Here is a 25840-nt window from a genome sequence, read left to right on the forward strand (position 1 = left end):
ACGCCGCCGCCGCGAATATTCCTTTCAATCAACTCGACATTAAATGGATTTATGAGACGCTTGCTTCACATTTGCATAATTAGTGAAACAAATGCCCCAACTTGATTCGATAGACCGCAAGATCATCGCCGCCCTGCAACGCGAGGGTGGCCTGTCCAATCAGGAATTGGCGGAAAGGATCGGCTCGTCGGCCGCGTCCTGCTGGCGGCGGGTAAAGGCGCTCGAGGAGGCCGGCATCCTTCGCCCGCCGGTCAGGCTGGTCGATCCGGCGCGTCTGGGTCGCGGGCTGGATGTCTTCTGCGAGATCCGGATGAAGAACCAGAGCCGCGCCATGCGCGCCGCCTTCGAGGCCTTTATCGAGGCGCAGGAAGACGTCGTCGAATGCTACTCGATCAGCGGCGACTGGGATTACATGCTGCATATCGTGGCCGAAGACGTCGCCGATTACGAGCGGGTCCTGATGCACGGCATTCTGGATCATCCGGCGATTGCCAGTTCGTCCTCGATCTTCGTGCTGCGTCGGGTGAAGCACACAACAGCCATTCCGGTCTGAAAGCGCGGCCCCGGACAGTCTGCCCGAGGCCGCAGGTCTTTATCTGGCTTTGGCCAGACCAACACCACCTGCCGAAGCCGCGCTGAGCGCGACAAAGTTCAGCGCCTGTTGACGCACCGCATTGGCCAGATCCTGACGCGCGGACAACAACGTCCGTTCGGCGTCAAGAACAGGGAAGAAACCCGCTTCGCCAAGCTCGTAGGTGGTGCGGGCCAAGCTTACGGATTCGCTGGCATTGGCCACCAGACGGGTCTGGGATGCGACCGAACGACCGTCGCGGTTATAGGCGGCAAGGGCATTCTCGACCTCTTCGACGGCGTTCAGCACCGAGGCCTGCCACGCCAGACGCGCCTGCTCGGCCCGCGCTTGAGCTGCCGACAGGTTCGCACGGTTCGCCCCGCCGGTGAACAGCGGGACCGAGATCTGCGGACCAAATCCCCATGTTTTCAGGCTGCCGCCACCGGACAGATTGGTCGGCGTGACCGAACCCGAAAGCGTCAGCTTGGGATAGAAGGCCGCTTCGGCTTCGCCGACCGCCGCGACCGAGGCCGCGAGGTTGCGCTCGGCGACACCGACATCGGGACGCACGCGGATGACATCGGCCGGAACACCGACGCTGGCGCGGTAGCTGGCGCGCGGCTGGCCGCTGCCCTTGCGCAAGCGCGCGGCCAGATCGCTGCTGCGACCGGCGGTCAGGGTCGCAAGGCGGTTGATCGACTGGTCGTAACCGACCTCCAGTGCGGGCAGCGCCGCCTCTGCCTGAGTGACCAATTGTTCCGCCTGCAAGACCTCGACACGCGACACGCTGCCCAAGAAATCCTGTTCGCGGGTCAGCGCCAGAGTGCGCTTGCGGCTTTCAAGGCTTTGCCGCGTCAGGGACAGCGCGGACTGGTAATAGCGCAGATCGACATAGGCCGAGGCGATGGCGCTGGCGACCGTCAGGCGGGCGACCTCGGCGGACAGATAGGCGGCATCGACCTGCGCCGAAGCACCACGCCGCGCGGCGCGGTTCGCCCCGAAAATGTCGATCAGCCATGACACGCCCAGCGTCGCCGAGGTACTTGCGGAAACAGATGCCGCACTGCTGCCGATCCCGCGATTTCCGGTGCCCTCAAGACTGACCTGCGGCAGGTCGTTCGCACCGATGCCACGGGCATTGGCCTCGGCCTCGCGGATGACCGCGACGGCGCTTTGCACGTCAAGGTTCCGGTCCAGACCCGACTGGACCAGACCGTCCAGCTGGCTGTCGCGGAACGCCGACCACCATGCGTTCGAGCCCGCCCGTCTGGCCGGAGAATCCGACATAAACCGCGTCGGCAGATCGGTTTTCGGGGCGGTATAAGCCGTAGGCGAACAGGCCGACAGCGCAAATGCCGAAGCCAGCCCGCCCAGAAGCAGGCGGCGCGAAACATGGATGTTCTGTGTCATGGCGATCATTCGATGGAAGAAAAAGGGCGCGGGCAGGACCGGAGCGATCCCGCCCGCGCGTCGGCAGGCTGCTTTCAGCTTGCCGAAGTCTGTGCGGCCTTGCGGCCCTTGCTCGTGAACCGGCTGAACAGGTCCAGCACGAACACGAAGAAGACGGGCACAAAGAACACCGCCAGCACCGTTGCCGCGACCATGCCGCCGATCACACCTGTACCGATAGCGTTCTGGCTGGCCGCCGAAGGGCCGGTCGCAATCGCCAACGGAACCACGCCCAGCGTGAACGCCATCGAGGTCATCAGGATCGGACGGAACCGCAGACGCGCCGCCTCGACCGCCGCTTCGATCAGGGTCTTACCCCCTTCCTGAAGTTCCTTGGCGAATTCAACGATCAGGATGGCGTTCTTGGCCGACAAACCGATGATCGCGATCAGACCCACCTTGAAGTAGATGTCGTTGGGCATGTCGCGCAGGATCACGGCCAACACGCAACCCAAGACACCCAAGGGCACCACCAACATCACCGAAAGCGGGATCGACCAGCTTTCATAAAGGCCCGACAGCAACAGGAACACGAACAGCACGCTCATCGCGAACAGCAGCGTCGATTGCGAGCCGGACTGGATTTCCTCCAGCGATTGGCCGGTCCATTCATAGCCGAAACCCTGCGGCAAGGCTTGGGCCAGACGCTCCATCTCGGCCATGGCGGCACCCGAGCTGTAACCCGGCGCAGCCGAGCCCGCGATCCGCACCGACGGATAGCCGTTATAGCCGACCACCTGCGATGCGCCCTGTTCCCAGGTCACGCTGGCAAAGGACGAGAACGGGACCATGCCGCCATTCGAGTTCCGCGCGGTCAGCTTCAGGATATCCTCGGCCTGCATGCGCGAGCCTTCCTCGGCCTGCAGCATGACGCGCTGCATCTTGCCCGCATTCGGGAAGTCGTTGACGTAAGCCGACCCCAGATATTGCGAGATCGTGGCCGAAACATCGGCAAAGCTGACGCCGAACGCATTCGCCTTTTCGCGGTCGATGGTGACAAAGACCTGCGCGGCGGCGGGCAGTCCTTCGACGCGCAGGCCGGTGACGATGCCCCCTTTGTTCGCCTCGCCGATGATCTGCTGGGCGGCGGCCATCAAGGGCTCCTGCCCCTGTCCGGCGCGGTCCTGCAGCCGGAAACTGAACCCGCCCGAGGTGCCGAAGCCCGGAATGGGCGGCGGCGACAGCGCATACATCTGCGCGTCCTTATAGGTGAACATCTCCATATTCGCGGCACCGGCGATCTCTTGCGCGGATTGCGAACGCTCGGACCAGTCCTTGAAGGTGACAAAGATCAGACCCGCATTCGGCCCCTGCCCCGAGAAGCTGAAGCCTCGGATCGAAACGACGTTTTCGACCGCCTCGTTGCGCTTGTACATCGTCGTGGCCTGCGCCAGCACCTCGTCGGTCCGGTTCGAACTGGCCGTCGGAGGCGTCTGGGCATCCGTGATGATAAAGCCCTGATCCTCGTTCGGCAGGAAGCTGGTCGGCAGGCGGGCAAAGCCCAGACCGGTCAGCGCAACCAGAACCAGATAGAACGCCATCATCACCAGCCGCCGCCGCGTGACCAGCGTAACGCTGGCGGCATAGCGGTTGGTCAGGCGGTCGAAGTTGCGGTTGAACCAGCCGAAGAAGCCCTTGCGCTCGTGATGTCCCGAGATCGGTTTCAGGAAGGTCGCGCATAGTGCAGGCGTCAGGGTCAGGGCAAGGAACGCCGAGAACAGGATCGCCACCACCATGGTAAGCGCGAACTGACGGTAGATGATGCCCGACGAGCCGGGGAAGAAGGCCATCGGGATGAACACCGCCGCCAGAACCAGCGTGATGCCGACAATCGCGCCTGAGATCTGGCCCATGGCCTTTTGCGTGGCCTCGCGCGGGGGCAGCCCTTCGGTCGCCATGATCCGCTCGACGTTCTCGATGACCACAATGGCGTCATCGACAAGGATGCCGATGGCCAGAACCATCGCGAACATGGTCAGCACGTTGATCGAGAAGCCCGCGACCAGCATGACCGCAAGCGTCCCCATCAGGGCGATCGGCACGACAATCGTCGGGATCAGCGTGTAGCGGATGTTCTGGAGGAACAGGAACATCACGATAAAGACGAGCACCATCGCCTCGACCAGCGTGTGCAGCACCTTTTCGATGGATGCCTCGACGAAGGGCGTCGTGTCATAGGGGATCGAATAGCTGATGCCCTGCGGGAAGAAGCGCGACAGTTCCTCCATCTTGTGATGGACGGCCTCCGAGGTGTTCAGCGCATTGCCCGCCGATGACAATTGCACGCCGATGGCGGCGGCAGGTTTGCCATTGATGCGCGAGGCAAAGCTGTAGCTTTCCGATCCGATCTCGATCCGCGCCACGTCGCGCAGAAGAACCGCCGAGCCGTCAGGATTGGCACGCAGGACGATCTTGCCGAATTCGTCGGGATCTTCCAATTGGCCTTTCATCAGCACGGTCGCGGTCAGTTGCTGACCCATCGGGTTCGGATCGGCACCTACCTTGCCTGCCGCGACCTGCGCGTTCTGGGCGCGAACGGCAGCGACCACCTCGGCGGTGGACAGGTTCAGGCCGGTCATCTTGTCGGGATCGACCCAGATCCGCAGCGCGCGTTCGGGTGCAAAGACCTGCGCGCGACCGACGCCCTCGATCCGGCGGATCTCTCCGGCGACGTTGCGGTTGATGTAATCGCCAAGGGCGATGTCATCGAACGTGCCGTCCTCCGAGGTCAGCGCGACCATCATCAGGAAGCCCGTTCCAGCCTCTTCGACCAGAACCCCCTGATCCACAACGCTTTGCGGCAACAAGGGTTCGACACGGGCGACGGCGTTCTGCACATCGACCTGAGCGCGGGCAATATCGGTCCCCGGTTCGAATGTCGCGGTGATCGACATCGCGCCCGAGCTGTCCGAGACGGATTCGTAATAAGCCAGCCCCTCGACGCCGTTCAGTTCTTCCTCGATCGGCTGTGCGACCGACTGGTTGATCTCGCCCGGTGACGCGCCGGTATAGGACGTGCCGATGGTGATCTGCGGCCACGCCACCTGCGGATATTGCGCCACGGGCAGCGATGGCAGCGCCAGCAGACCGGCAATCACGATGAAAATCGAGATCACCCAGGCCAAAACTGGTCTGGTGATAAAGAATTGTGCCATGCCTGCTTATCCCTGCTGTTCCGACGCGGCGGGCGTTTCGGCTTCTGCCTTGGCCTTGGTCTCGACGGGTTCGGCGACGACCTTGGCATCGGGGTACAGCTTCTGCGCACCCGCGACGACAACCTGATCGCCCTCGTGCAGGCCATCTTCCACCAGCCAGCGGCTGTCGGTGGTCTGGCCCAGACGGACATTGCGCCGCTCGACCGTGTCAGCGTCCTTCATCACATAGACATAGGCCTGACCGGCCTGATCGCGCTGGACCGCCATTTGCGGAATGGTCAGTGCCTTTTCACGCACGGCCTGCTCGATGCGGGCGCGGACGTAAAGACCGGGCAGCAGATCGCCATCGGGGTTCGGGAATTCGGCCCGCAGCGTTATCTGGCCCGTGGTGCTGTCCACGCTGGCCTCCGAGAACAGCAGCTTGCCGGAATGGGCATAGGCCGTGCCGTCATCGAACATCAGTTGCACGCTGGCCTCGTCCGAGGTTGCCATCATCAACGTTCCCGCGTCCCGAGCACGGCGCAGCGCGAACAGATCCGACGAAGACTGCGTGACGTCAACATAGACCGGATCAAGCTGCTGGATCGTCGCCATGATGTCAGTCTGGCCACTGACCAATGCGCCTTCGGTGACCAGAGCACGGCCAACCACGCCCGAGATCGGGGCGGTCACATCGGTATAGCCAAGGTTCAGCTGGGCTTCCTGTAGCGAAGCGCGGGCAATCGCAACATCGGCTTCGGCCTGCGCCAGAACGGTGGTGGCGTTTTCCAGATCGACGCCAGCCGTCACCTTGCGCTCGCGCAGCGCCCTGGCCCGTTCCATCTGGTCCTGGGCATTCTGGCGCGTCGCCTCGGCACGAGCCAAGGTCGCCTCGGCGCTGGCCGCGCGGACGGCAAAGGTCGCCGGATCGATCTTGTAAAGCACATCGCCTTCCTTGATCAGGCTACCCTGTTCGAAGACGCGGCTGATGACGATGCCGCCGACACGCGGACGCACTTCGGCCGTGCGGGTCGCAGCAACGCGGCCCGGCAATTCGTTCACAACCGGGAGCGGTTCGTGTTTCAGCGTCTGCACGCTGACGATGGCGGGCGGCAATTGTTGGGCGGCGACCGGACCTGCAAGCAAGGCAAAGCCGGCCATCAGGCAGACAAAGCTGCCAGGCATTTTTGCGATAAGCATGTTTCTGACCTTCAGATCAGGAGGGGGGAGGAGGGGAGAGGCGAATTAATCAATCTTGCGGGTTTGGCGCACCTTCATCGCTTTCTGCGATGCCCATAAGCTCATCCAGCAGCTCGTTGCGGGTGGTTTCTTCGAAACGATGCAGATCGTAGAACTCGAGGAAGGCCATGCCGTGCAGGGTCAGAAGGACGCGCAACATCAGATGCGGCTCGGCAGCCTCGGCCCGGATGGTTTCGGCATCGCGCTGCATTTCGCAGCGCATGATGTCGCGGCATTCAGCATTCGCGCCCATCCCGACGCTCAGAAGCAACGCCATGGCGATGTCTTCGTCCGTGGGCGCGGTGCGGAAATTCTCGATCAGGGCTTTCAGACAGGCATTAGGCTGACCCTGATAACGCGCAAGAATGGGTTCGAATTTTTCCCGATGCTGCGTCAGTTGATGTCGGGTGAATGCGGCCAGCAGACCAGCCTTGGTTTCGCAATCATAGACCACGCTGGACTTGCTGACGCCCGCCTCTTTCGCGACGGCGTCGATGCTCAGGCCACCGATTCCATCGCGGCGCGCGACGGATTCGACTGCCCGCATCAGGTCTTCGCGATCGATCGTGCGCTTGCGGCCCATCTGGTCGGTCCCTTTTTCAATACGATCGTTCGTAAATAAATAAAACCGACGCGTCAAGTCGCCGCAGCCAGCCTTACGCCGCATCAAATATAATTTGAATTGCAAATCAAACTATATTCGGCTAGAAAGCCCGCATGTCCCAGATCCCGACCTCTCCCCGCAGCCGTTTCGGCATCCGCTTTTCATTGCTCGCACGCCGCTGGCGACGCAGCATCGACGCCCGCCTGGCGGCGGCGGGGCTGACGGATGCCAGTTGGGTGCCGCTGATCCACCTACAGGAAACCGGAGGCGGGATCTCGCAAAAGGAACTGGCAGCGCTGGTCGGGGTCGATGGTTCAAGCCTGGTCCGCGTGCTGGACTTCCTGTGTCGAGAGGGACTGGTCGAACGTCGCCATGACGAACATGACGGACGCGCCAGACTGATCCATCTGACCGAACTCGGCACCCAACGCGTCGCCCAGATCCGCGAGCAGCTTGTCGCGGCGGAACAGGAACTTCTGCTCGACATCAGCGATCAGGAACTTGCCAACATCCTGACCAGCTTCGAGAAGATCGAGCGACGGCTGCTCGCCCCGACACCCGAGGCCGACGCATGACGACGCCCGACACCATCGCGGCGACCGGCCGGATCAGCACCGCGCGGCAATTACTGCATCGCCAGCATATCCGCGACAGCGTGACGCTTGCCCGTCAACCCTCGTTGCGCAACGCAGCGCTGGCCGGAGTGCAAGCCGCCCTGACCTTGGCCATCGCCTTGCCGTTGATCGAAATATCGCCTTGGCCCCAGATGATCGGCTATGGTTCTCTTGGCGCACTGGTCGCCCTGTTCGGCCGGTTCGCACCCTCGGGGCAGCGCAGCCGGATCGTCCTGTTCTGCGCGTTAATCCAGATATCGGCTGTGCTGCTGATGTCGCTTGCCACCTTCCTTGGCGCCAGCGCCAGCCAGCAACTTCTGCTCCTCGCGCTGTTTGGCGGCGTCAGCTATTTCCTGACGGTCACGGGGCAGTTCGGCCCTCCGGGCATGCTCATCTTTGTTTTCGCTGCGGGTGCTGCCATGGCACCGGTCGGATCATGGGGCGAAATTGCGCAGCGTGTTCTGGCCACCGGCGTTGTCGCCGCGCTTGGCTGGACGGTTTGCCGACTGTCCGAGCGCCTGCGGCACGCCGCTGGTCCGGATCGCCATTTTCCGGTCGAACCCCTCCGCCCCCTGTCACACCGCCTGATCGCATCGATCCGGATCGCGATGGGCACAGGAGTCGCCGCGTTCGGCAGCCACGCCCTTGGCGCACATCATCCCGTCTGGGCTGCCATGGGCGCGATTGTCGTCATCCAGAGCCAATACCTGCATCTCGTCATGGCCCGGGCAGCGCAACGCATGGCGGGCACCATGGCCGGAGCCGTCCTCGTGTGGCTGATCCTGATCCATCAGCCCTCGGTCTGGGCGATCATCGCGATCCTGATCATGCTGCAATTCTCGACCGAGATGATCATCGGCACCAATTACGGGCTTGGCCAGATTCTTGTCACGCCGATGGCCTTGCTGATGAGCTATCTCGCCGCCCCGCAATCCACAGGCGCGGCGATGGCGTCCGAGCGGGTTCTGGACACCCTGCTGGGCATCGCCCTCGGGATGCTGGTCGCGCTCGTTTTCTCGACATTGGATGATCGGGCCTATTTTGCCCGCCACCACGCCTCGAAACTGGCCGCGGGCTAGGCGCGACGCCGCAGATGCGACGGCCGTCCGGACAAAGATAGCGTGGCATCGCCACGCGGCGTGCGCGAAATGACCTTGCCCTGCGACACGACCGCAAGCCGCGCCGGTCGCAGCCGCAGCGCCTCGATCGGATTCGCGGCATCCAGCACGACCAGCGAAGCGCGCTTGCCCACCGCCAGCCCCAGATCGTCCAGCCCCAGAATTTGCGCGTTGGTTTCCGTCACCATCTGGAAACACCGCGCCATCTCGGCGGGTGCGGACATCTGCGCGACATGCAGACCCATGAAGGCCACGTCCAGCATGTCCGCCGTGCCCAGCGAATACCACGGGTCCAGCACGCAATCCTGACCCCAGCCGACGCGGATGCCATGGGCCTGCATTTCCTTGACGCGGGTCAAGCCGCGCCGCTTCGGGAATGTATCATGCCGACCTTGCAGCATGATGTTGATCAGCGGGTTCGGAATGGCCGAAATCCCCGCCTCGGCAATCAGCGGCAGCAGTTTCGAGACATAGTAATTGTCCATCGAATGCATCGAGGTCAGATGACTGCCCGCCACCCTGCCCTGCAAACCCAACCGCTGCGTTTCATAGGCGAGCGTCTCGATGTGGCGCGACATGGGATCGTCGGTCTCGTCGCAATGGATATCGACCATCAGCCCGCGGTCCGCTGCGATCTGGCATAGCTCGCGCAAGCTGTCGGCCCCGTCATGCATTGTGCGCTCGAAATGCGGGATGCCGCCGACGACCTCGACGCCCATATCCAGCGCGCGGATCGTGTTCTCGCGCGCGGTCGGGTCGCGGTAGAACCCGTCCTGAGGGAAAGCCACCAGTTGCAGATCGATATAGTCCCGCACCTTCTCGCGCAGTTCCAGCATCGCCTGAACGCCCAGCAGCCGGTCGTCGCAGGTATCGACATGGCTGCGGATCGCGAGCAAACCCATGCTGGCCGCCCAATCGCAATAGGCCAGCCCGCGCTCGACCATCTGATCGACGGTGACGATCTGTTTCAACTCTCCCCAAAGCGCAATCCCCTCCAGCAGCGTCCCCGAGGCATTGATGCGCGGCGTGCCATAACTCAGCGTGGCATCCATGTGAAAATGCGGATCGACAAAGGGCGCGCTGACCAGATCTCCGGTCGCGTCGATGATCTCGCCCGCTTCAATGTCATCCGGCAGAATCTCCACCGCCGCGATGCGATTACCCGTGATGCCGATATCGGCGCGGGTGCCATCGGGCAGCACGCCCCCTTTCACGATCAGGTCGAACATGACGGTCCTTTCATCTTTCGCCCTTGCGGAAGGGCTGCATCAAAGCCGCAGGCACCGAAGCCCGCCGCGAGGTGACGATCAGCGCAAGGATCGACAGCAGATAGGGCAGCATCAGGAAAATCTGATAGGGCAGATGCGCCCCCAGCGGAGTCTGCTGCAACCGGATCTGCAACGCATCAAACGCCGCGAACAGGAACGCCCCCGCCACCGCCTTGCCCGGTTTCCATGCGCCGAACACCACCAGCGCGATACAGATCCAGCCGCGCCCGTTCACCATCTCGAAGAAGAACGAGTTGAAAGCCGACAGCGTCAGGAACGACCCGCCCACCGCCATCAGCCCCGACCCCGCGATGACCGCGCCCGAGCGCAGGCCCGCGACTGACAAGCCCTGCGCCTCGACCGAGGTCGGGTTTTCCCCAACCGCACGGATTGCCAGCCCCAGCGGCGTACGCGCCAGAACCAGCGCAAGCGCGATGGCCAGACCGTAAGCCAGATAGGTCAGCGGCGTCTGCGAAAACAGCACCGGCCCGATCAACGGGATCTGCGACAGGACTGGCACCGGCCAAGTCGCGAAAGCCTCGATCTTGGGCGGAGACGTCACCTCGGGCAAGGCCAGCCGATAGGCGAAATAGCTTGATGACGAGGCCAGCAGCGTGATCCCGATGCCGACGACATGCTGCGACAGGCCGAACAGCACCGTCAGCAACGCATGCAAGGCCCCGAACCCCATGCCGGTCAGAAACGCCACCCCGACCGCAGGCCAAAGTCCCATGCCCGAATAGGCCGCGAACCAGCCCGCAAAGGCCCCCGCGACCATGATCCCCTCGATCCCAAGGTTCAGCACGCCCGCGCGTTCGCACAGCAACTCGCCCAATGTGGCAAAGATCAGCGGCGAGGCGATGCGGACCATCGCGACCCACAAACTGACCGAGGCGATAATGGTGAAAATCTCGCTCATGCGCGGCGCAACCGGTAACGGGTCATGGTCAGCGCCAGCACCATGGCAAGCAGGGCGAAAGCCAACAGCATATCCGCGATATAGGTCGGAACGCCCGCCGCGCGGCTCATGCTGTCCGCTCCGACAAAGATAGCCGCAACGAACAGGGCCGACAGCACCACCCCCAGCGGGTTCAGCCCCGCCAGCATCGCGACGACAATGCCGGTATAGCCATAGCCCGGTGACAGATCGAGCGTCAGGTTCCCTTTCAGCCCCGCCACCTCGGAAAAGCCAGCCAAGGCCGCAAGGCCGCCGGAAAGGACCGCGGTGCGGATCACGACGCGCGGCACGCGGATACCGGCGAAACGGGCAGCAGTCTCACCTGCGCCGACCGCCCGCATTTCAAAGCCCGCCACAGTGTGGCGGTCCAGCAGCCAAACCGCCAACGCAGCGATCAGCGCCAGCCCGAAGCCCCAATGCAGCCGCAACCCCGACACGATCCGCGGCAACCGCGCCTCTTTCAGCAAAGGCGCGGATTTCGGCCATCCCATTCCCATCGGGTCTTTCAGTGGCCCCTCCAGCAGCATCGAGATGAACAGCAGCATCACGAAATTCAGCAAAAGCGTGGTCACCACCTCATCGACGCCAAGGCGCAGCTTCAACAGCGCCGGACCGACCAGCATCGCGGCCCCTGCGACGATGGCCCCCAGCGCCATGACGGGGATCAGCACCGGCGCGGGCAAGGGCAGTGCGCCGGTCCCCAACAGCACCGTCACCAAGGCGCCCGCATAAAGCTGCGCCTCGGCCCCGATATTCCAAAGCCGCGCACGAAACGCGACGGCAATCGCAAGTCCGGTAAAGATCAGGGGCGTCGCGCGGTTCAATGTCTCGAGCGCAGCGAATTTCGAGCCGACCGCGCCTTTCACGATCAGTCCCAGCACCGCCATCGGATCGGACCCCGAAACCAGCGCCAGAAAACCTGCCAGAATGACCGTCGCGGCCAGCGCGATAACAACAGGCAGCACCCGCCGCATCGGGCTTGGGTCAGCGATCGGCTCAAGCCGCATGATCGAACCCCTGCCCCGCCATCCACAGCCCCAGATCCGCCGCGCTCATCGAACCACGCGGAAATTGCGGCGACAGCCGCCCGTCCGAGATCACGTGGATGACATCCGACAGCGCCATGACCTCCTCCAGATCCTCGGATATCAGCAGGATCGCCGCCCCGCGCGCCCTTGCCGCAAGCAGGCGCTCCTGCACGAAGCGCACCGCGCCGATATCCAGACCGCGCACCGGCTGGTTGGCCAGAATGATCGCGGGGCTTTCTTCCAGCGCGCGTCCAAGGATCAGTTTCTGCATATTCCCCCCCGAAAGCAGGCGGATGCGGGCATCGGGGCCGGAGCAACGGATGTCATAGCCATAGATCAGCCCTTCCGCATGACGGCGCGCGGCGCGCCAGTCGATCCAGCCATGCCGCGAGAAGCGCGGATCGCGAAGCCGCTCGATCACCGCGTTTTCGGTCAGGGTGAAATCGCCGATCGTGCCTGCGTGATGGCGGTCCTCGGGGATGCGGGCGACGCCCTGACCGATAGCGGCCAGTGGAGACCAGTCCGGAATGTCGCGCCCACCGATCTGGAACCGGCCCGCGACAGGCACGGCCAGCCCCGCGATCAGCGCCGCCAGCGCCCCCTGCCCGTTCCCCGAGACGCCCGCCAATCCGGTGATCCGCCCCGCCACCAGATCAAGGCTGGCATTGACCAGATCGGGGTGGAACCCTTGCGTCGCGACACGCTCCAGCCGCAGCGCGACTGCGCCTTCCGCGACGGTCGGGATCGCGGGGGATCTGATCTCGGCCCCGACCATCATCGCCGCAAGTCGCGCCGGATCGGTATCTGCCACGGCCACTTCGCCCACGACCCGACCATGCCGCAGCACGACCACGCGGTCGGCAATCCCGATCACCTCGTGCAACTTGTGCGAGATAAAGATCACCGCAAGCCCCTGCGCCACCGCATGACGCAGGGTGGCGAACAGCGCCTCGGCCTCTTGCGGGGTCAGAACGGCGGTCGGCTCGTCAAGGATCAGGACGCGCGCCTTGCGATAAAGCGCCTTCAGGATCTCGACCCGCTGACGCTCGCCGACCGACAGATCGGCGACCCGCGCATCTGGATCGACCGCCAGACCGAAATCCTGCGCCAAGGCCGCAATCCGCGCCCGCGCCGCCCCGCGATTGAGCCGCAAACCGAACAGGGGTCGCGTGCCCAGCAGCAGATTGTCCAGCACCGTCAGGTTCTCGGCCAGCGTGAAATGCTGGTGCACCATACCGACGCCGCGATCCAGCGCGGCGCGGGGCTGGCCTGCGGGCAGCGCCTCGCCCAGAACCTCGATACGGCCCTGATCGGCGGTGTAATGGCCGAACAGGATATTCATCAGCGTGGTCTTGCCCGCGCCGTTTTCCCCCAGCAGGGCCAGAACCTCGCCCTGCGCGACCTCAAGCGAGATCGCGTCATTCGCCAGCACCGCGCCAAAGCGCTTGGTGATGCCGTCAAGGCGCAGCGCGACGGGCCGCGACTTGGGGGCAGTCCCGCTCATCGCCGGATCACGAGGCCTTGGGCTCGGAATCGTCCACCGCGACCTCCAGGCTGCCATCCTTGATCGCGGCTTCCTTGGCCGCGATCATCTCCATCGCCGCCGCCGGTATCTTGCCGTCGAACGTCCCGAGCGGCGCAAGCGAGGCCCCGCCCTTGGCCATGTAGGAATAAAGCCCGTAATTCTCGGCCTTGAAGGCCCCCGCCTTCACCTTGTCCAGTGCGGCAGTCAGCGTCGGCTCGAAATGCCACAAGGCCGAGGCGACCACGGTTTCAGGATAATCCGCCTGCGTGTCGATCACATTGCCGATCGCCAGCACGCCTTTTTCCTTGGCCGCGTCCGACACGCCAAAGCGTTCCGCATACATCACATCCGCGCCGCCCTCGATCATCGCCAAAGCGGTCTCCTTGGCTTTCGGTGGATCGAACCACGAGCCGATGAAGCTGATCTGGAATTTCGCGTCGGGCCGCGTCTCGCGCACACCGGCCATGAAGGCATGCATCAAGCGGTTCACCTCGGGGATCGGGAAGCCGCCGACCATGCCGATATTGCCGGTCTTGGTCATCGCGCCCGCGACGATACCCGTCAGATAGGATGCATCCTGTATATAATTGTCGAACACGCCGAAATTCGCCAGCGCGTCGTCGGGCATGAAGCTCGACCCCATCAGGAAGGCGGTCTCGGGATATTCTGCGGCGACCTCGCGGGCCTCCTGCTCGACGCCAAAGACCTCGCCTACGATCAGTTGCGCGCCGCCTTCGGCATATTCGCGCATCACGCGCGGATAATCGGTGTTCGAGACATTCTCGGAGAACGTGTACTCGATCCCGCCCGCAGCCTTGGCAGCTTCGGCGGCTTTATGGATACGGCTGACCCATTGCTGCTCGACCGGAACGGTATAGATCCCCGCGACCTTGATCGGAGCGGTCTGGGCACGCGCGCGCCCCAGACCCAAAGTCACCGCGCCTGCCGCAACCCCCGTCGCCAGAATGTGACGCCGGTTCAGAAGTAATGAGTTAGCCATGATCTCTCCCGTCGGATCTGCCGTCCAGCCTTTCGAGAAGATGGTGAAACCCGCATCGATTCGTTAAGAGAAATCGCGCCTCTGCGGTCAGACTGACGCTTCTGCCCAAGGTTTGGGCAGAAGACCGCCGATCCGTCTAGGGCCTGTCCGCTACCCGCGCCCGTGAGCCATTCAGATCGGCCAGCGACTCTCCGGCGGCGATGCGTTGACGCCATTCCACCTCGCGGTTTTCGTCGGCAACCGCCCGATCGACCAACCCGCCAAGCGCCGGATCGCACGGATCAAGCCTGAGCAACCCGTTCGCATCGCCAAACAGCAGATCTCCGGTCCGCACGATCACGTCGCCGATGATGACCGGACCGAACAACTCGGCCCCCGGAACATCCAGAACGCGGGTTGTGACCACATTCAATCCGCGCGCATAGACCGGCAGGCCCAGTTCCTGCAGTTCCTCGATATCGGTGACGATGCCGTCAACAACGATCCCCGCCGCGCCCGCAGCCTTGGCGGCGCGGGCGACCATCTCTCCGACGCAGGCGACATGATGATCGCCTGCCCGGTCGATGACCAGAACGTCACCCGCCCGCAATTCGTCCAGCACCAGATGCACCGGCAGGGCGTCGGGCAATGGCTGGCGCACAGTCACCGCCCGCCCCAGCAACTTGCCCGCGACAAGCGGCCGCACCTGCGGCGAGACGATGCCGGTCGTCAGGTAATGCCCCAGAGATGCCGGTTGAATGCCGCGCATCTTGTCCAGCATCGCCTCGGGCAGTTCGACCGGTTCCGGTCGTGGATGGCGGATCATTCCTGTCCTCCGCGCACCTGCGCCGCCAACATGGCCGCGTTCCGGCAGCCCTGATGCAGGAACGCCATGTCGTTGCCGACCAGCAGCATGTCACCGCCCTCGGCCAGCAATTCGGCCACCTGCGCGGGATCGGCAGGGAAACAGGGCAGCATGACGCGGATGTTGCGGGCGTGGCATTTCTCGACCAGTTGCCGCATCGCCGACCGCACCTGCGGATGGCGCATCGAATAATCGACCGGAATCCCGCAAGACAACGCGTAATCCGCAGGACCGAAATGCACCGCGTCAATTCCCGGCACGTCCAGAATGGCGTCGATCTCCGCGAAGAACTCCGGACTTTCGGCCATCGGAACCAGCAGGGTCTCGCGGTTCGATTGTTCGGCATAGGCCGCCCAGTCGAAATCCGGTCCACCATAGCCCGCCGACCGGACCGAGCTGTCGCCGCCGCGACGCCCCAGCGGCGGAAACTTGGTCGCTTGAACGATGGCCCGCATCTGCGCCGCATTATGGACCTGCGGGATGATCACCCCTTCGGCCCCCAGTTCCAACGCCTTGCGCAAGCCCACCGGATCGCTGTCGGGAACCCGCACCAAGGGCGAGACCCCCGCCAGCCGCGCGGCAAGGATCATCCGCTCCATCGGCAGATCAAGTCCAAGCGCGGTATGCTCGGCATCGATGAAGACGAAATCCAGACCCCATTTGCCCGCGATCTCGACCACGGCCGGCGCACCGGAATAGACATTCATCCCGAATGTCGGGCGTCCCAGCTTGTCGCGCAGATTGCTCATGCGCAAACCTGCGAGGCGCAGATGCGGTAATCCTGCGGGCGGCGATCCGCGAAAGGATGCACCTCGTAAACGCCCGGATCGCGGATAATCGATTTGACGCGGGCCTGCTCAAGATCAACATCGACCATGAAAATGCCGTCATCCATTCCGGCATTGATGATCTCGCGCCCGTCGGGGCCGATCACATGGCTCGACCCCATGAAGCCCATGCCGTCATCGACGTCATTACGGTTGGCGGACAGGAAATAGACAAAGTTCTCGGCAGCGCGCACGCGGCTGAACAGGTCGGGCAGGATGCGGGCGGCCTCGGGCCAGGCAGCGGGCAGCACGATCAGTTCGGCACCTTCCAGCGCCAGCGTCCGCGCAACCTCGGGGAAGCGGATCTCGTAGCAGATCGCCAGACCGATGCGGCCGATCTCGGTGTCGAATACCGACGGGCCTTCGATCTGGGGAATATCCACGAAACGGTCGCCGATCATGAAGGGCAGGTGCATCTTGTGATGCAGCCCGATGATGCCCTGCGGCCCGATCAGGGCGGCGGTGTTCAGCGCCTCGTCGCCACGCTTGTGATAGAAGCCGACGACGATATGGATATTGCCGTCGCGGGCTGCGGCAATAACGGGCTCCAGATCGCCGCGCTCGATATCGACCGCCGCTGCCAACAGGCTGGCGCGGTCATCGAACGAGCCGCCGGTCAGGAAGCATTCGGGAAAGGCGATCAGCCGCGCGCCAAGCCCGGCCGCCTCGCGGGATTTTTCCGCGACAAGCGCGATCGTGGCGGCGGTGTCGCCATGGATCGGCGAGAACTGGGCGAATGAGATCTTCATGGATATGTTCCGGTCGTTGGAATGAAGGGGGCGGCGCTCACCGCCCCCGAAAAGGTCAGTCCAGCTTGAAGCCGACCGCATCGAAGACGGTCTTGCTCAGCGCGGGATCGAAGGTTTCCGAGTATTTCGCGATGACAGGGCGCACGGCCTCTTTCATGCGGTCCAGCTCGGCGGGCTCGATTTCGGTGACGGTGTTTCCGGCGTCGCGGATCGCATCCAGCGCCGTGGTCTGCGCCTCGCGCGAGATCTTGCGCTGCTCGAGCGCGGTTTCGCGGGCCACATCGATGATCAGCGCCTTCTCGTCGTCGTTCAGCTTGTCCCAGAAGGGTTTGCCGATCAGCACGATCTGCGGATTGTAATTGTGCCGCGTCACCGAGACGTATTTCTGCACCTCGTGATATTTCGAACCGTAGATGAACGGCGCGGTGGTTTCCTGACCATCGACAGCGCCGGTTTCCAGCGCGGTGTAAAGTTCGGTCACGGCCATGGGCAGCGGGTTCGCCCCCAGCGCCGACCACATGTCGATCAAAAGCTGGTTCTGCTGCACGCGGATTTTCAGGCCCGCCATGTCCTCAAGCTTGTGGACCTCGTGCTTGTTGTTCGTGAGCAGACGGAAGCCCTGCTCCCAGAAGGCCAGACCGATCACGCCATGTTCGGGCAGTTGGTCGGTCAGTTGCTTGCCGACCTCGCCATCCAGCAATTTGTCCATCACCTCGACATCCTGATAGATGAAGGGCAGGTCCAGAATGCCGAAATCCGGCTCCTGGGTGATCATATTGCCCGCGTTCCACACCATCATCTCGATGACGCCGCCCTGTAGCGAGGACAGGACCTGCACGTCGCCGCCCAGAACGCCATTGGCGAAGACGCGGGTGTTCAGCTTGCCACCGCTGCGCTCGGCCAGCTTTTCGGCAAAGATATGCATGCCCTGCACCGGCGGCGTGCCCTCTTGGCCGGTCGCGGCGAATTTGATCATGCGCGAATTGTAGTCCTGAGCCTGAGCCGAGGTTGCAAGAAGGGCAGCGGTCAAAAGACCGATCAAGGTTTTCATCGTCATTTCCATGTTGGTTTGAGTGGGGAGTGGAAGCGATTGGCCGGGGGTCTTGCGCCCCCTTGACCGATCAGTGGGAAATCCAGGTCGCCGGAACCGTGATCAGTTCGGGGAAAAGGACCAGCAGGAACAGGACCGCGACCTGCGCCAGAAAGAACGGCAATGTGCCCTTGAGCAGCGCCTCGTAATTGATCTTGCCGACAGCGCAGACCACGTTCAGCACCGTGCCGACTGGCGGAGTAATCAGCCCGATGGCACAGTTGATCAGGAACAGCACGCCGAAATAAATCGGATCGACACCCGCCGCGACGACGACCGGCACAAGGATCGGCCCCAGCAGCAGGATGGTCGGCGTCAGGTCCATCGCGGTTCCGACCACGATGATCAGCAGCATCAGCGCAAAGACCAGCAGTTTCGGGTTGTCCATCAGCGGCTCGACCAGCGCGATGACCTGACCAGGAATATCCGCGATGGTGATCATCCATGCCGGAATGGCAGCGGCGGCGACAAGGAACATCACCCCTGCGGCGGTCTTTCCGGCGCGGAAGGTCAGGTCCAGCAACTGCTCGACGCTCAACTCGCGATACACCACCATGGCGACGAACAGCGAATAGGCAGCGGCGACGGCGGCGGCCTCGGTCGGCGTGACGATCCCGAAACGCAGCCCGACGATGATGATGACCGGCAGCATCAGCGCCCACAGGCTGTCGACAAAGGCATGCAGGCGCTCGGCGGCTGTGGCCTTGGGCGACGGCTCGACATCCTCGTGCCGCGAGACGAAGAACCATGTGATCGCCAGAGCCAGCGCGATCATCAGACCCGGCGCGATCCCGGCAAGGAACAGCTTGCTGATCGACAGGTTCGTCGCGACGCCGAAAACGATGAAACCGATGCTCGGCGGAATGATCGGCCCGATGATCGAGGCCGAGGCGATCAGCCCCCCTGCCCGCGCCTTGCTATGACCCGCGGCCACCATCATCGGCAACAACAGTGCCGAAAGCGATGCCGCATCCGCCAGCGCCGAGCCCGACAGGCTGGACAGCAGGACGCCGGCAAAGATCACGACATAGCCCAGACCGCCACGGCGATGGCCGACCAGCGTCTGCGCCAGGGCGATGATCCGGCGCGACAGACCGCCAGTGTTCATCACTTCGCCCGCCAGAATGAAAAGCGGAATGGCAATCATCGGGAAACTGTCGACGGCATTCAGCAGGTTCTGGGCGATGATCTGGCCGTCGAACAGCCCCATCTGCCACATCAGGGCCGCGCCGGTGACGATCAGGGCATAGGCAATCGGCGCACCCAGCGCGATGACCAGAAGCAAGGTGCCGGTGAAAAGCGTAATGGTCATTTCGCCACCCCGGCATTCATGTCGCCCAGCAGGCGCGAGGCTTCGTCATCGTCCTCTCCGGCCGAGACGGTCAGATCCGCATCGCTCAGACGTCCGGTCAGCAGCAGCGCCAGTTGCGACAGCAGGAACAGCCCGCTCATCACCGCAAAAAGGACGCCCGCGATATAGATCAGCCCGATCGGCAGATGCGTCGCGGGCGAGATCACACGCAAGTTGATCGCCGCCTGCTGCCAGCTTCCGACCAGCAACAGCCAGGTGACGCCCAGCATCACGACATGCGCCAACCCGAATGCCGCGCGCCGCGCCGCCAGAGGCAGGCGGCGCACCAGCATATCGACGCCGATATGGCCACGCTCGTAAAGCACCAGCAAGGCACCGACAAAAGTCATCCAGACGTAAAGCAGGCCCGAGACACCCTCGGACAGATAGATGCCGCTATTGAACACATAGCGCATCACCACATTGCAGAAGATCAGGATCAGGATTGCGGCCATGCACAGGATCACGATCCAGCGCAGGCCTTTCAGATAAAGCTTGGTCAAGACAGTCATGGGTTCCCTGTTCGCAAGAGAGGAGACTCAGGGCTCCTCATCCTTCGACAACGAGGCGGTCATGATCCGCGATCAAACCAAGCGTCGATCCGTGGCCAGCCTTTGCCCGTCTAGGGTCTTCTAGCTATGCCGTCTCCCTGTCTGGGGTCTTTGCTATGCAGTTGTATGATGACTGTCAACATATGAATCAAGAAGGCTTCAGTTTTCTGTAGCGCTCAAGACTGCCCGCCAGATGGAACCGCATCGCATCGCGGGCATCGACGACATCGCGCCGTTCGATCGCGTCGGCGATACGGCGATGCTCGTCCAGCATCTTGGCCAGATAATCGCGGGTGATTTTGGGAACCGAGGCGTGGATCAGCTTGCTTTGCGGGATGATCACCGGTCCGATAAAGGACATGAATTTAGGCATGTAGCTGTTCTCACTGGCCTCGGCGATGGCCATGTGGAACGCGAAATCCAGTTCGCGGGGATATTCGTTGAAATGCTCGACATCCGAGGATTTCTCGATGTTTTGCATGATCTTGTCCAAGGCCTGCTGATCGCGGCGCTGCGCGGCCAGACCGGCGGCCTCGACCTCGACACCCAGGCGCAATTCGAGAATCTCCAGAATCTCGGCCAACTCGCCGGTTTTCTCGGCGCTGATCTTCAGCGTGGTGCTGCCTTGGCCGGTCACAAAGACGCCGACCCCCTGCCGTGACGCCAGCAGCCCCTCCGAGCGCAAATGGGCAATCGCCTCGCGCACCACCGTCCGGCTGACATTATAGATCTCGCACAATTGGGCCTCGATCGGGATCTTGTCCCCGATCGCATATTCCCCTGCCGCGATCCGGTCCGCGATATCCTTGGCGACAACTGAGGCCAAACTGTCCCGGCGGTTTCTCATGAATGGATTTCCTCGTAAATACATATGATGTCATACATCAGTCGGGGTCGCGAGGAAAGCGCCCCGACCGGCCGTGACCTCGGGTCACGTCGCTTACTGAAGCTCCAGCCCCTCCAGCAGACCCGGAGACATCTCGCCCCAGAACGCCGCGATGCGGGCGCTGTTCAGCGGCGACATCCAGCCATGCTTTTCGAAATCCTCGCGCATCCGGCTGTCGGTCAACTGTCCGGCAAAAAGACGCTTGTCGGCATCGCGCTGTGTCGGGGTCCGCGCCTTCACCGCATCCAGAATGCGCCGCAGACGCTCCGCCCGCGCCGAGGGGGGCGCGACCTCCGGCTCCGGTTCCGCAACCACGGTGAAATTGCCTTCCAGCGCCGCCGTCAGGTAACCGACCATGCTTTTCACATTCTTGCGCGATTCCACATAGTCCAGTTTTTCCTGCACCTGCTCTTCGCCATGCGAGGACAGCCATTGCCGTGCCAGCCGGTCGCTGATGCCCAATTCGCGCAGTCGCGAATAGACCAGACCAAGACGCGCGACTTCGCTTTCCTCGACGTCAAGGATCGCCAGTTGCGGGTTCTCTTTAATGCGGAAGCGGATTTCCGTGACCACCCTGCCCTGTTTGCGGGTTTCCGGCGTGACCAAAATATTGCTGGTCTTGTTCACCTCGGCTACTGCCGGTTTGATGACCTTGGCATTCAGATGCTTGAAAGTCTCGTAATAGGCCGAGCCCTCGACCCCCATCAGACGCCGGAACAGATCCAGCGGCCACCAGCCCGTCGAACCGGTCCGCACGAAACGGTAGCAGTTCTCGTACAGTGCCAGCGCGTGCCCCGAGGTAAAGCGGCGCTGGATGTTCAGATTGATCAGCGCAAAGACCTTGGGGTCATGCAGTTTTTCCGCCAGAGCGGGCGAGTAGGCATATTCGCAGACCCCTCCTTTCAGCTTGGCGTAACTCAGAAGGCTCGACACGCCCCATTCCTGCTGGCCCTTTTCATCCAGCATGTCCCATTCAGCCACCGTCTCGGCCAGACCGCGCAAGGACTGTTTCAGCGTGTCCATGTCGTTTGAATTGTAGCCGATCATCAGACATAGCGTGCGGGCATCGATCTGATGCCGCGTCCGGCTGATCAGGGTATCGTAGGCATTCAGCAGCAGGACGTTCGACAATTTGCGCTGCAACAGCGTCAGCTTGCCTGAGACGTGGATTGCCGCCACATGCTTCTTGACCGCGCCCCGACGCAATGCGCCGGAAAGCTGGTCCCTTGGAATCTCGTCCATATCGCCTGCCCTATTTTCTTTTTTTCCGATTATGAACGAAAGGGTACCTTCCAGCAACGCCCGAGCAGGTTCCCAAGCACAAGTTTTCCGCGTCCTGTAAACGGGTTCCTGACCACCCTTTCACCTGGATACCAGCAGGGAAAGGTATCCATTTGCGGGATCTCGGATTCTGATTTCCGGTCTATATTGGACAAATACAGCACTTCGGGGCCTATTCCCGCCTCTGGGGCCCCTTCTCCCTGAGAATCGGCACCCTGCCCCCTGCATCCGGGTGCCCGCCATCCCGTATTCCGGTTCCCTTCATCCCGAAAACGGGCACCGGATGCCTAATAACAATCGGATTTCATTAAATAAACACCAGCGTAAAGATTCTAAACAGTTCTAAAGAACTACAAACTTTCCGTGGTCGTTTTTCCTTAGATTTGAGGGTTTTCGCTGCGAAACCTCCAAAGGACTTCCCCATTCGCGCCGCGATGTGCAATAGTTCGTATCACATAACCAAAGAAGCAGCACATCGCGGAGGCAGTGATATGTCAGCAGGCAAAGATCCCATCCCCCCATATTTCAACATCGATCCGGCCCGCTCGGCCCAGCGGCTCTCGGAACCGATCGACACATCCCGATTCGCAAAGGCCGCGGCCTTTGCCGCCCGTGGTCGGCAGGATCTGGCGGAACGCGGCTATGCCCCCGATGGCCGCAAACGCTTGCGCCGGTTCTCGACATGGGAAGTCTGCCGTTACCTGATCCCTGTTGCTCCGGCCCATTTCCGCCGCGTGCTGCTGAAGAATCCCGATCTGCCGCAAGGCACTGGCGAAGGTAACTCTAAATGGTTCTCGCTGGAAGACGTGCTGCGCCTGCGCGACCACTTCGCGACTGAAGGCGCGGCAGGCCGCGAATACCGTCCCTGGCGTCCCGAAGGCTTGCCCGCCAAGACCATAGCCGTTGCGAACTTCAAGGGTGGGGTAGGTAAGACTTCGACTGCCGCCCATCTTGCCATGTCCGCCGCGCTTGATGGTTATAAGGTTCTGGTGATCGATCTCGACAGTCAGGGCAGCATGACCTCGATCATGGGCGGGATCGTGGCAGATGAATGGTCGACCGCATTCCCGCTACTTGCCAAGGATTACGCCCTTGCCTTGCAGCAGGAAAACGAGGTCCGCCAAGCCGCCGGTCATGCCCCCCTGCCCTTCGATGAAACCTTGACCGAGGCATTGAAGCTTTCCGCGCAGGATCTGATCCAATCGACCCATTGGCCGAATATCGACCTTCTTGGCGCGCAGTTGAACCTTTACTGGGCCGAGTTTCAGGTTCCGGTCTGGCGCATGGGTCTGCGTGGTTGGCCGCTATGGGATGCGCTTAGCAACGCATTGGTCAATGATGGTCTGGTCGACAAATACGATCTGATCATCCTCGATACCCCCCCTGCACTTGGGTACCTGACGATCAACGCGCTCGCTGCTGCTGATATTCTGCTGGTTCCCTTGGGGGCATCGTTCCTCGAATTCGATTCCACGGGGCGGTTCTTCGATATGCTCTACTCGACCTTTGCCAGCATCGAGGAAGGCGAAAACACCGCGCGGCGGCGCGACGGTCTGCCCGAGATGCGCTTCGAATGGGATGCCGTTCGCGCCATCGTCACCCGCTTTGATGCCGCCCAGCAGACCGATCTGGCCAATGTCATTCAGGCCTACTTCGGCGACTTCATGACGACCTATCGCCAGGAACTGACCGCGATGGTTGGACAGGCCGGCGAACAGGTCAACGGTATCTACGAGGCCGATTACCGCGAGTTCAACCGCGAGACCTATGTCCGTGGTCGCGAGACATTCGACCGGACCTGGGCCGAGGTTAAGGAACTTGTGCTGGGATCGTGGTGGCGGGACATGCAGGAGGGAGCTGCCGAGCAACGTGCTGTGAAGAAGGAGCTTAGCCATGGCTAAGCGCAGGCGTCTTGAAACTCCCAGCACGGCGGATCTGAACCGGATCGAACAAGAGTTTCGCAGCGAAACCACCGAACGCCCGCCGATCGGCCGTGGCATGGCGCCGATCTCGCAGGTTGCGGCTGAATCGGCCTCGATGGTTCCGGTCGAAAGTACCGAGGTCCGCGCAGCGCGTGCGCGATCCGAAGCCGATGCCAGTAAGCTGCGAGAAGCCGAAGAGCGCGGTCTGCTGATCGTCGAACTGCCCATCGAGCAGATCGACGAAGGTGCGATGATCCGAGACCGCATGGTCATGAACGAGGAGGAGATGATCGAGCTTCGGCTGTCCATCGCGGCACATGGCCAGCGACTGCCGATCGAAGTGTTCCAGATGGACCCGGTTTCAGGGCAGGGTCCGCGCTTCGGGTTGTTGTCGGGCTATCGCCGTTTGCAGGCAATGCGCGAGCTTTTCGAACTGACCCAAGCCGAGAAGCATGCCAGCATCCGCGCCCTGATCCGTCCGCGCGCCGAGGCTGACGAGGCGTTTGTCGCCATGGTCGAGGAAAACGAGGTTCGCGAGGAGTTGAGCCATTTCGAACGGGGGCGCATCGCGGTCATCGCCGCACAACAGGGGGCGTTCGCGAATACCGAAGATGCGGTGAACAAGCTGTTCGCGACAGGCTCTAAGGCGAAGCGGTCGAAGGTCCGGTCCTTTGCTTTGATCTTTGAGGAGCTGGGTGACATGCTTCGCTTTCCCGAGGCGTTGACCGAGCGGCGCGGATTGCGGCTATCAGCGGCATTGCGAAGCGGCGGCGAGATCCGGCTGCGGCAGGCATTGTCGGTCCGGCAACCGGATGATGCCGAGGTCGAATGGGAGATGATCGAGCCCGTGCTGGAGGCGGTTGAGGCGACGCCTCAGGTGTCATCGAAAGGTGGGCGCCCACGGTCGAAGCTGGTGGCCGGATGGATCGACGACAAGACCATCCGAACCACAAGCGGCATCGTGATCCGGCGGGGCAGGGACGAGAAAGGCCACACGCTGAGACTGGAGGGTCGGGCGCTGGATGATGATCTGATGGACAGCCTTATGGCCGAGATCAAATCGCTTCTGGATCGTTAGAGGTTTCGCCGCGAAACCTGCCACTATGTTGGCCTGCCCGTTTGGGCGGGCCATTTTCTATTCTGCGCCCGAAGGCATGAGGGGAGTCCGGGTATGTCGCGTTAGATCCACCTTGTGTGGTTGCGGGGCAAATCGGATAGTGTTACCTGCGGCGCGAAGCTGATCCGAGCGTATGGGACGCCGTAAAGTGATGGCTTATACTGATCCAACAGATCCGCAAAATCGAAAATGAATGCGGATATGCTGTTGGTCGCCTGCGTCAGGTCGGGCGGATAAAAATCCGGCCTGTCTTGCGACGGAGCGGGCCGCTGGGGTCAGACAATTGCCGCGAAGACAAGAATAACGTTACACGCAGACTGTCGGCGCACCGGAAACGGGTACCTTTGAGCCGGATCTATGCCTCGTCGCGACGAAAAAAGCCACCTTGTCGGCTTCTGCAACGAGCAGACGGCGCGGATATACAAAGCGGCATCTATAATCCGATATGTCTGGGGCCATCAAGCCGCGAGGACATTGCGGAAATATTCACGCCCTTCGCAAACAGTTCTTGCTTTTCACGATGACTCACCTGCAAATTGCAAAAGAATCCAATATTATACTGCGTAATCCCGGATTCGGCTCGGCCTGACATGATTGATCCGCAGAGTGGATCGCGCACCTTTTCCTAAATTGGCGCGTTCATCCGGTGCACGAATTCATACTCTGCGCCCGTTACGTAAATGACTCTGCGCGGCGTTATGCGCCGGACATCTG

General features: G+C 62.3%; 22 protein-coding genes. 5 read left to right on the forward strand and 17 right to left on the reverse strand.

The features are described from left to right. Positions 1 to 91: 91 nt before the first annotated feature. A complete protein-coding gene (locus tag GL286_RS15955) occupies positions 92 to 553 on the forward strand; it encodes an Lrp/AsnC family transcriptional regulator (protein ID WP_155096576.1) in 462 nt (153 codons plus the stop codon). Between the two features lie 39 nt (positions 554 to 592). On the opposite strand, the gene GL286_RS15960 is transcribed toward GL286_RS15955, so the two are convergent. The 4 genes from GL286_RS15960 to GL286_RS15975 form a co-directional block, all read right to left on the reverse strand. Further along, on the reverse strand, positions 593 to 1981 hold the full coding sequence (locus GL286_RS15960) for an efflux transporter outer membrane subunit (protein WP_155096577.1): 1389 nt from the start codon (positions 1979 to 1981) through the stop codon (positions 593 to 595). A gap of 74 nt (positions 1982 to 2055) precedes the next feature. Then, positions 2056 to 5175, reverse strand: coding sequence for an efflux RND transporter permease subunit (locus GL286_RS15965; RefSeq protein ID WP_155096578.1), 3120 nt, complete (start codon positions 5173 to 5175; stop codon positions 2056 to 2058). A 6-nt stretch (positions 5176 to 5181) separates the two neighbouring features. Then, a complete protein-coding gene (locus GL286_RS15970) occupies positions 5182 to 6354 on the reverse strand; it encodes an efflux RND transporter periplasmic adaptor subunit (protein WP_170295239.1) in 1173 nt (390 codons plus the stop codon). A 49-nt stretch (positions 6355 to 6403) separates the two neighbouring features. Then, positions 6404 to 6976 (reverse strand): TetR/AcrR family transcriptional regulator, encoded by a 573-nt coding sequence (locus GL286_RS15975; protein WP_155096579.1) that lies wholly within the window; start codon positions 6974 to 6976, stop codon positions 6404 to 6406. Between the two features lie 134 nt (positions 6977 to 7110). On the opposite strand from GL286_RS15975, the gene GL286_RS15980 reads away from it, so the two are divergent. Further along, positions 7111 to 7572: a MarR family winged helix-turn-helix transcriptional regulator gene (locus tag GL286_RS15980; RefSeq protein ID WP_155096580.1), complete on the forward strand. Its 462-nt coding sequence runs from the start codon at positions 7111 to 7113 to the stop codon at positions 7570 to 7572. Continuing rightward, the gene (locus tag GL286_RS15985; protein WP_155096581.1) at positions 7569 to 8690 is read left to right on the forward strand and encodes an FUSC family protein; all 1122 of its coding nucleotides are present in this window, start codon (positions 7569 to 7571) and stop codon (positions 8688 to 8690) included. The genes GL286_RS15980 and GL286_RS15985 overlap by 4 nt, the downstream gene beginning before the upstream one ends. On the opposite strand, the gene GL286_RS15990 is transcribed toward GL286_RS15985, so the two are convergent. From GL286_RS15990 to GL286_RS16050, 13 genes are all read right to left on the reverse strand, one after another. Further along, positions 8687 to 9958: an amidohydrolase family protein gene (locus tag GL286_RS15990; protein ID WP_155096582.1), complete on the reverse strand. Its 1272-nt coding sequence runs from the start codon at positions 9956 to 9958 to the stop codon at positions 8687 to 8689. The two genes, GL286_RS15985 and GL286_RS15990, sit on opposite strands and share 4 nt — an antisense overlap. A gap of 10 nt (positions 9959 to 9968) precedes the next feature. After that, on the reverse strand, positions 9969 to 10916 hold the full coding sequence (locus GL286_RS15995) for an ABC transporter permease (RefSeq protein ID WP_155096583.1): 948 nt from the start codon (positions 10914 to 10916) through the stop codon (positions 9969 to 9971). Beyond that, a complete protein-coding gene (locus GL286_RS16000) occupies positions 10913 to 11962 on the reverse strand; it encodes an ABC transporter permease (RefSeq protein WP_155096584.1) in 1050 nt (349 codons plus the stop codon). The genes GL286_RS15995 and GL286_RS16000 overlap by 4 nt, the downstream gene beginning before the upstream one ends. Further along, positions 11952 to 13487 (reverse strand): ABC transporter ATP-binding protein, encoded by a 1536-nt coding sequence (locus tag GL286_RS16005; RefSeq protein ID WP_155096585.1) that lies wholly within the window; start codon positions 13485 to 13487, stop codon positions 11952 to 11954. Before GL286_RS16005 ends, GL286_RS16000 begins: the two co-directional genes overlap by 11 nt. A 7-nt stretch (positions 13488 to 13494) precedes the next feature. Further along, on the reverse strand, positions 13495 to 14508 hold the full coding sequence (locus GL286_RS16010; RefSeq protein ID WP_155096586.1) for a BMP family protein: 1014 nt from the start codon (positions 14506 to 14508) through the stop codon (positions 13495 to 13497). A 136-nt stretch (positions 14509 to 14644) separates the two neighbouring features. After that, positions 14645 to 15313 (reverse strand): RraA family protein, encoded by a 669-nt coding sequence (locus GL286_RS16015; protein WP_155096587.1) that lies wholly within the window; start codon positions 15311 to 15313, stop codon positions 14645 to 14647. Further along, a complete protein-coding gene (locus GL286_RS16020) occupies positions 15310 to 16101 on the reverse strand; it encodes an HpcH/HpaI aldolase family protein (RefSeq protein ID WP_155096588.1) in 792 nt (263 codons plus the stop codon). The genes GL286_RS16015 and GL286_RS16020 overlap by 4 nt, the downstream gene beginning before the upstream one ends. Further along, complete coding sequence (locus GL286_RS16025) at positions 16098 to 16928, reverse strand: carbon-nitrogen hydrolase family protein (RefSeq protein ID WP_155096589.1); 831 nt, start codon at positions 16926 to 16928, stop codon at positions 16098 to 16100. The genes GL286_RS16020 and GL286_RS16025 overlap by 4 nt, the downstream gene beginning before the upstream one ends. A gap of 55 nt (positions 16929 to 16983) precedes the next feature. Next, a complete protein-coding gene (locus GL286_RS16030; protein ID WP_155096590.1) occupies positions 16984 to 17979 on the reverse strand; it encodes a DctP family TRAP transporter solute-binding subunit in 996 nt (331 codons plus the stop codon). 70 nt (positions 17980 to 18049) lie between these two features. Beyond that, positions 18050 to 19330, reverse strand: coding sequence for a TRAP transporter large permease subunit (locus GL286_RS16035; RefSeq protein WP_155096591.1), 1281 nt, complete (start codon positions 19328 to 19330; stop codon positions 18050 to 18052). Continuing rightward, positions 19327 to 19881, reverse strand: coding sequence for a TRAP transporter small permease (locus GL286_RS16040; RefSeq protein ID WP_155096592.1), 555 nt, complete (start codon positions 19879 to 19881; stop codon positions 19327 to 19329). The genes GL286_RS16035 and GL286_RS16040 overlap by 4 nt, the downstream gene beginning before the upstream one ends. Positions 19882 to 20068: 187 nt before the next feature. After that, positions 20069 to 20767 (reverse strand): FadR/GntR family transcriptional regulator, encoded by a 699-nt coding sequence (locus GL286_RS16045; RefSeq protein WP_155096593.1) that lies wholly within the window; start codon positions 20765 to 20767, stop codon positions 20069 to 20071. 93 nt (positions 20768 to 20860) lie between these two features. Next, positions 20861 to 22048: a replication initiation protein gene (locus tag GL286_RS16050; RefSeq protein ID WP_155096594.1), complete on the reverse strand. Its 1188-nt coding sequence runs from the start codon at positions 22046 to 22048 to the stop codon at positions 20861 to 20863. A gap of 530 nt (positions 22049 to 22578) precedes the next feature. Between GL286_RS16050 and GL286_RS16055 the strand changes: the two genes are divergently transcribed. Together GL286_RS16055 and GL286_RS16060 are read left to right on the forward strand one after the other, a co-directional pair. Continuing rightward, positions 22579 to 23988 (forward strand): AAA family ATPase, encoded by a 1410-nt coding sequence (locus tag GL286_RS16055; RefSeq protein ID WP_155096595.1) that lies wholly within the window; start codon positions 22579 to 22581, stop codon positions 23986 to 23988. Then, positions 23981 to 25087: a ParB/RepB/Spo0J family partition protein gene (locus GL286_RS16060; RefSeq protein ID WP_155096596.1), complete on the forward strand. Its 1107-nt coding sequence runs from the start codon at positions 23981 to 23983 to the stop codon at positions 25085 to 25087. Before GL286_RS16055 ends, GL286_RS16060 begins: the two co-directional genes overlap by 8 nt. Positions 25088 to 25840: the final 753 nt, after the last annotated feature.

It is taken from the genome of Paracoccus aestuariivivens (genome assembly GCF_009711225.1).
Lineage (GTDB): Bacteria > Pseudomonadota > Alphaproteobacteria > Rhodobacterales > Rhodobacteraceae > Paracoccus > Paracoccus aestuariivivens.

Coding starts and splice junctions, on each gene's coding strand:
- GL286_RS15955 (WP_155096576.1), top strand. CDS start 92: ATGCCCCAACTTGATTCGATAGACCGCAAGATCATCGCCGCCCTGCAA.
- GL286_RS15960 (WP_155096577.1), bottom strand. CDS start 1,981: ATGACACAGAACATCCATGTTTCGCGCCGCCTGCTTCTGGGCGGGCTG.
- GL286_RS15965 (WP_155096578.1), bottom strand. CDS start 5,175: ATGGCACAATTCTTTATCACCAGACCAGTTTTGGCCTGGGTGATCTCG.
- GL286_RS15970 (WP_170295239.1), bottom strand. CDS start 6,354: ATGCTTATCGCAAAAATGCCTGGCAGCTTTGTCTGCCTGATGGCCGGC.
- GL286_RS15975 (WP_155096579.1), bottom strand. CDS start 6,976: ATGGGCCGCAAGCGCACGATCGATCGCGAAGACCTGATGCGGGCAGTC.
- GL286_RS15980 (WP_155096580.1), top strand. CDS start 7,111: ATGTCCCAGATCCCGACCTCTCCCCGCAGCCGTTTCGGCATCCGCTTT.
- GL286_RS15985 (WP_155096581.1), top strand. CDS start 7,569: ATGACGACGCCCGACACCATCGCGGCGACCGGCCGGATCAGCACCGCG.
- GL286_RS15990 (WP_155096582.1), bottom strand. CDS start 9,958: ATGTTCGACCTGATCGTGAAAGGGGGCGTGCTGCCCGATGGCACCCGC.
- GL286_RS15995 (WP_155096583.1), bottom strand. CDS start 10,916: ATGAGCGAGATTTTCACCATTATCGCCTCGGTCAGTTTGTGGGTCGCG.
- GL286_RS16000 (WP_155096584.1), bottom strand. CDS start 11,962: ATGCGGCTTGAGCCGATCGCTGACCCAAGCCCGATGCGGCGGGTGCTG.
- GL286_RS16005 (WP_155096585.1), bottom strand. CDS start 13,487: ATGAGCGGGACTGCCCCCAAGTCGCGGCCCGTCGCGCTGCGCCTTGAC.
- GL286_RS16010 (WP_155096586.1), bottom strand. CDS start 14,508: ATGGCTAACTCATTACTTCTGAACCGGCGTCACATTCTGGCGACGGGG.
- GL286_RS16015 (WP_155096587.1), bottom strand. CDS start 15,313: ATGATCCGCCATCCACGACCGGAACCGGTCGAACTGCCCGAGGCGATG.
- GL286_RS16020 (WP_155096588.1), bottom strand. CDS start 16,101: ATGAGCAATCTGCGCGACAAGCTGGGACGCCCGACATTCGGGATGAAT.
- GL286_RS16025 (WP_155096589.1), bottom strand. CDS start 16,928: ATGAAGATCTCATTCGCCCAGTTCTCGCCGATCCATGGCGACACCGCC.
- GL286_RS16030 (WP_155096590.1), bottom strand. CDS start 17,979: ATGAAAACCTTGATCGGTCTTTTGACCGCTGCCCTTCTTGCAACCTCG.
- GL286_RS16035 (WP_155096591.1), bottom strand. CDS start 19,330: ATGACCATTACGCTTTTCACCGGCACCTTGCTTCTGGTCATCGCGCTG.
- GL286_RS16040 (WP_155096592.1), bottom strand. CDS start 19,881: ATGACTGTCTTGACCAAGCTTTATCTGAAAGGCCTGCGCTGGATCGTG.
- GL286_RS16045 (WP_155096593.1), bottom strand. CDS start 20,767: ATGAGAAACCGCCGGGACAGTTTGGCCTCAGTTGTCGCCAAGGATATC.
- GL286_RS16050 (WP_155096594.1), bottom strand. CDS start 22,048: ATGGACGAGATTCCAAGGGACCAGCTTTCCGGCGCATTGCGTCGGGGC.
- GL286_RS16055 (WP_155096595.1), top strand. CDS start 22,579: ATGTCAGCAGGCAAAGATCCCATCCCCCCATATTTCAACATCGATCCG.
- GL286_RS16060 (WP_155096596.1), top strand. CDS start 23,981: ATGGCTAAGCGCAGGCGTCTTGAAACTCCCAGCACGGCGGATCTGAAC.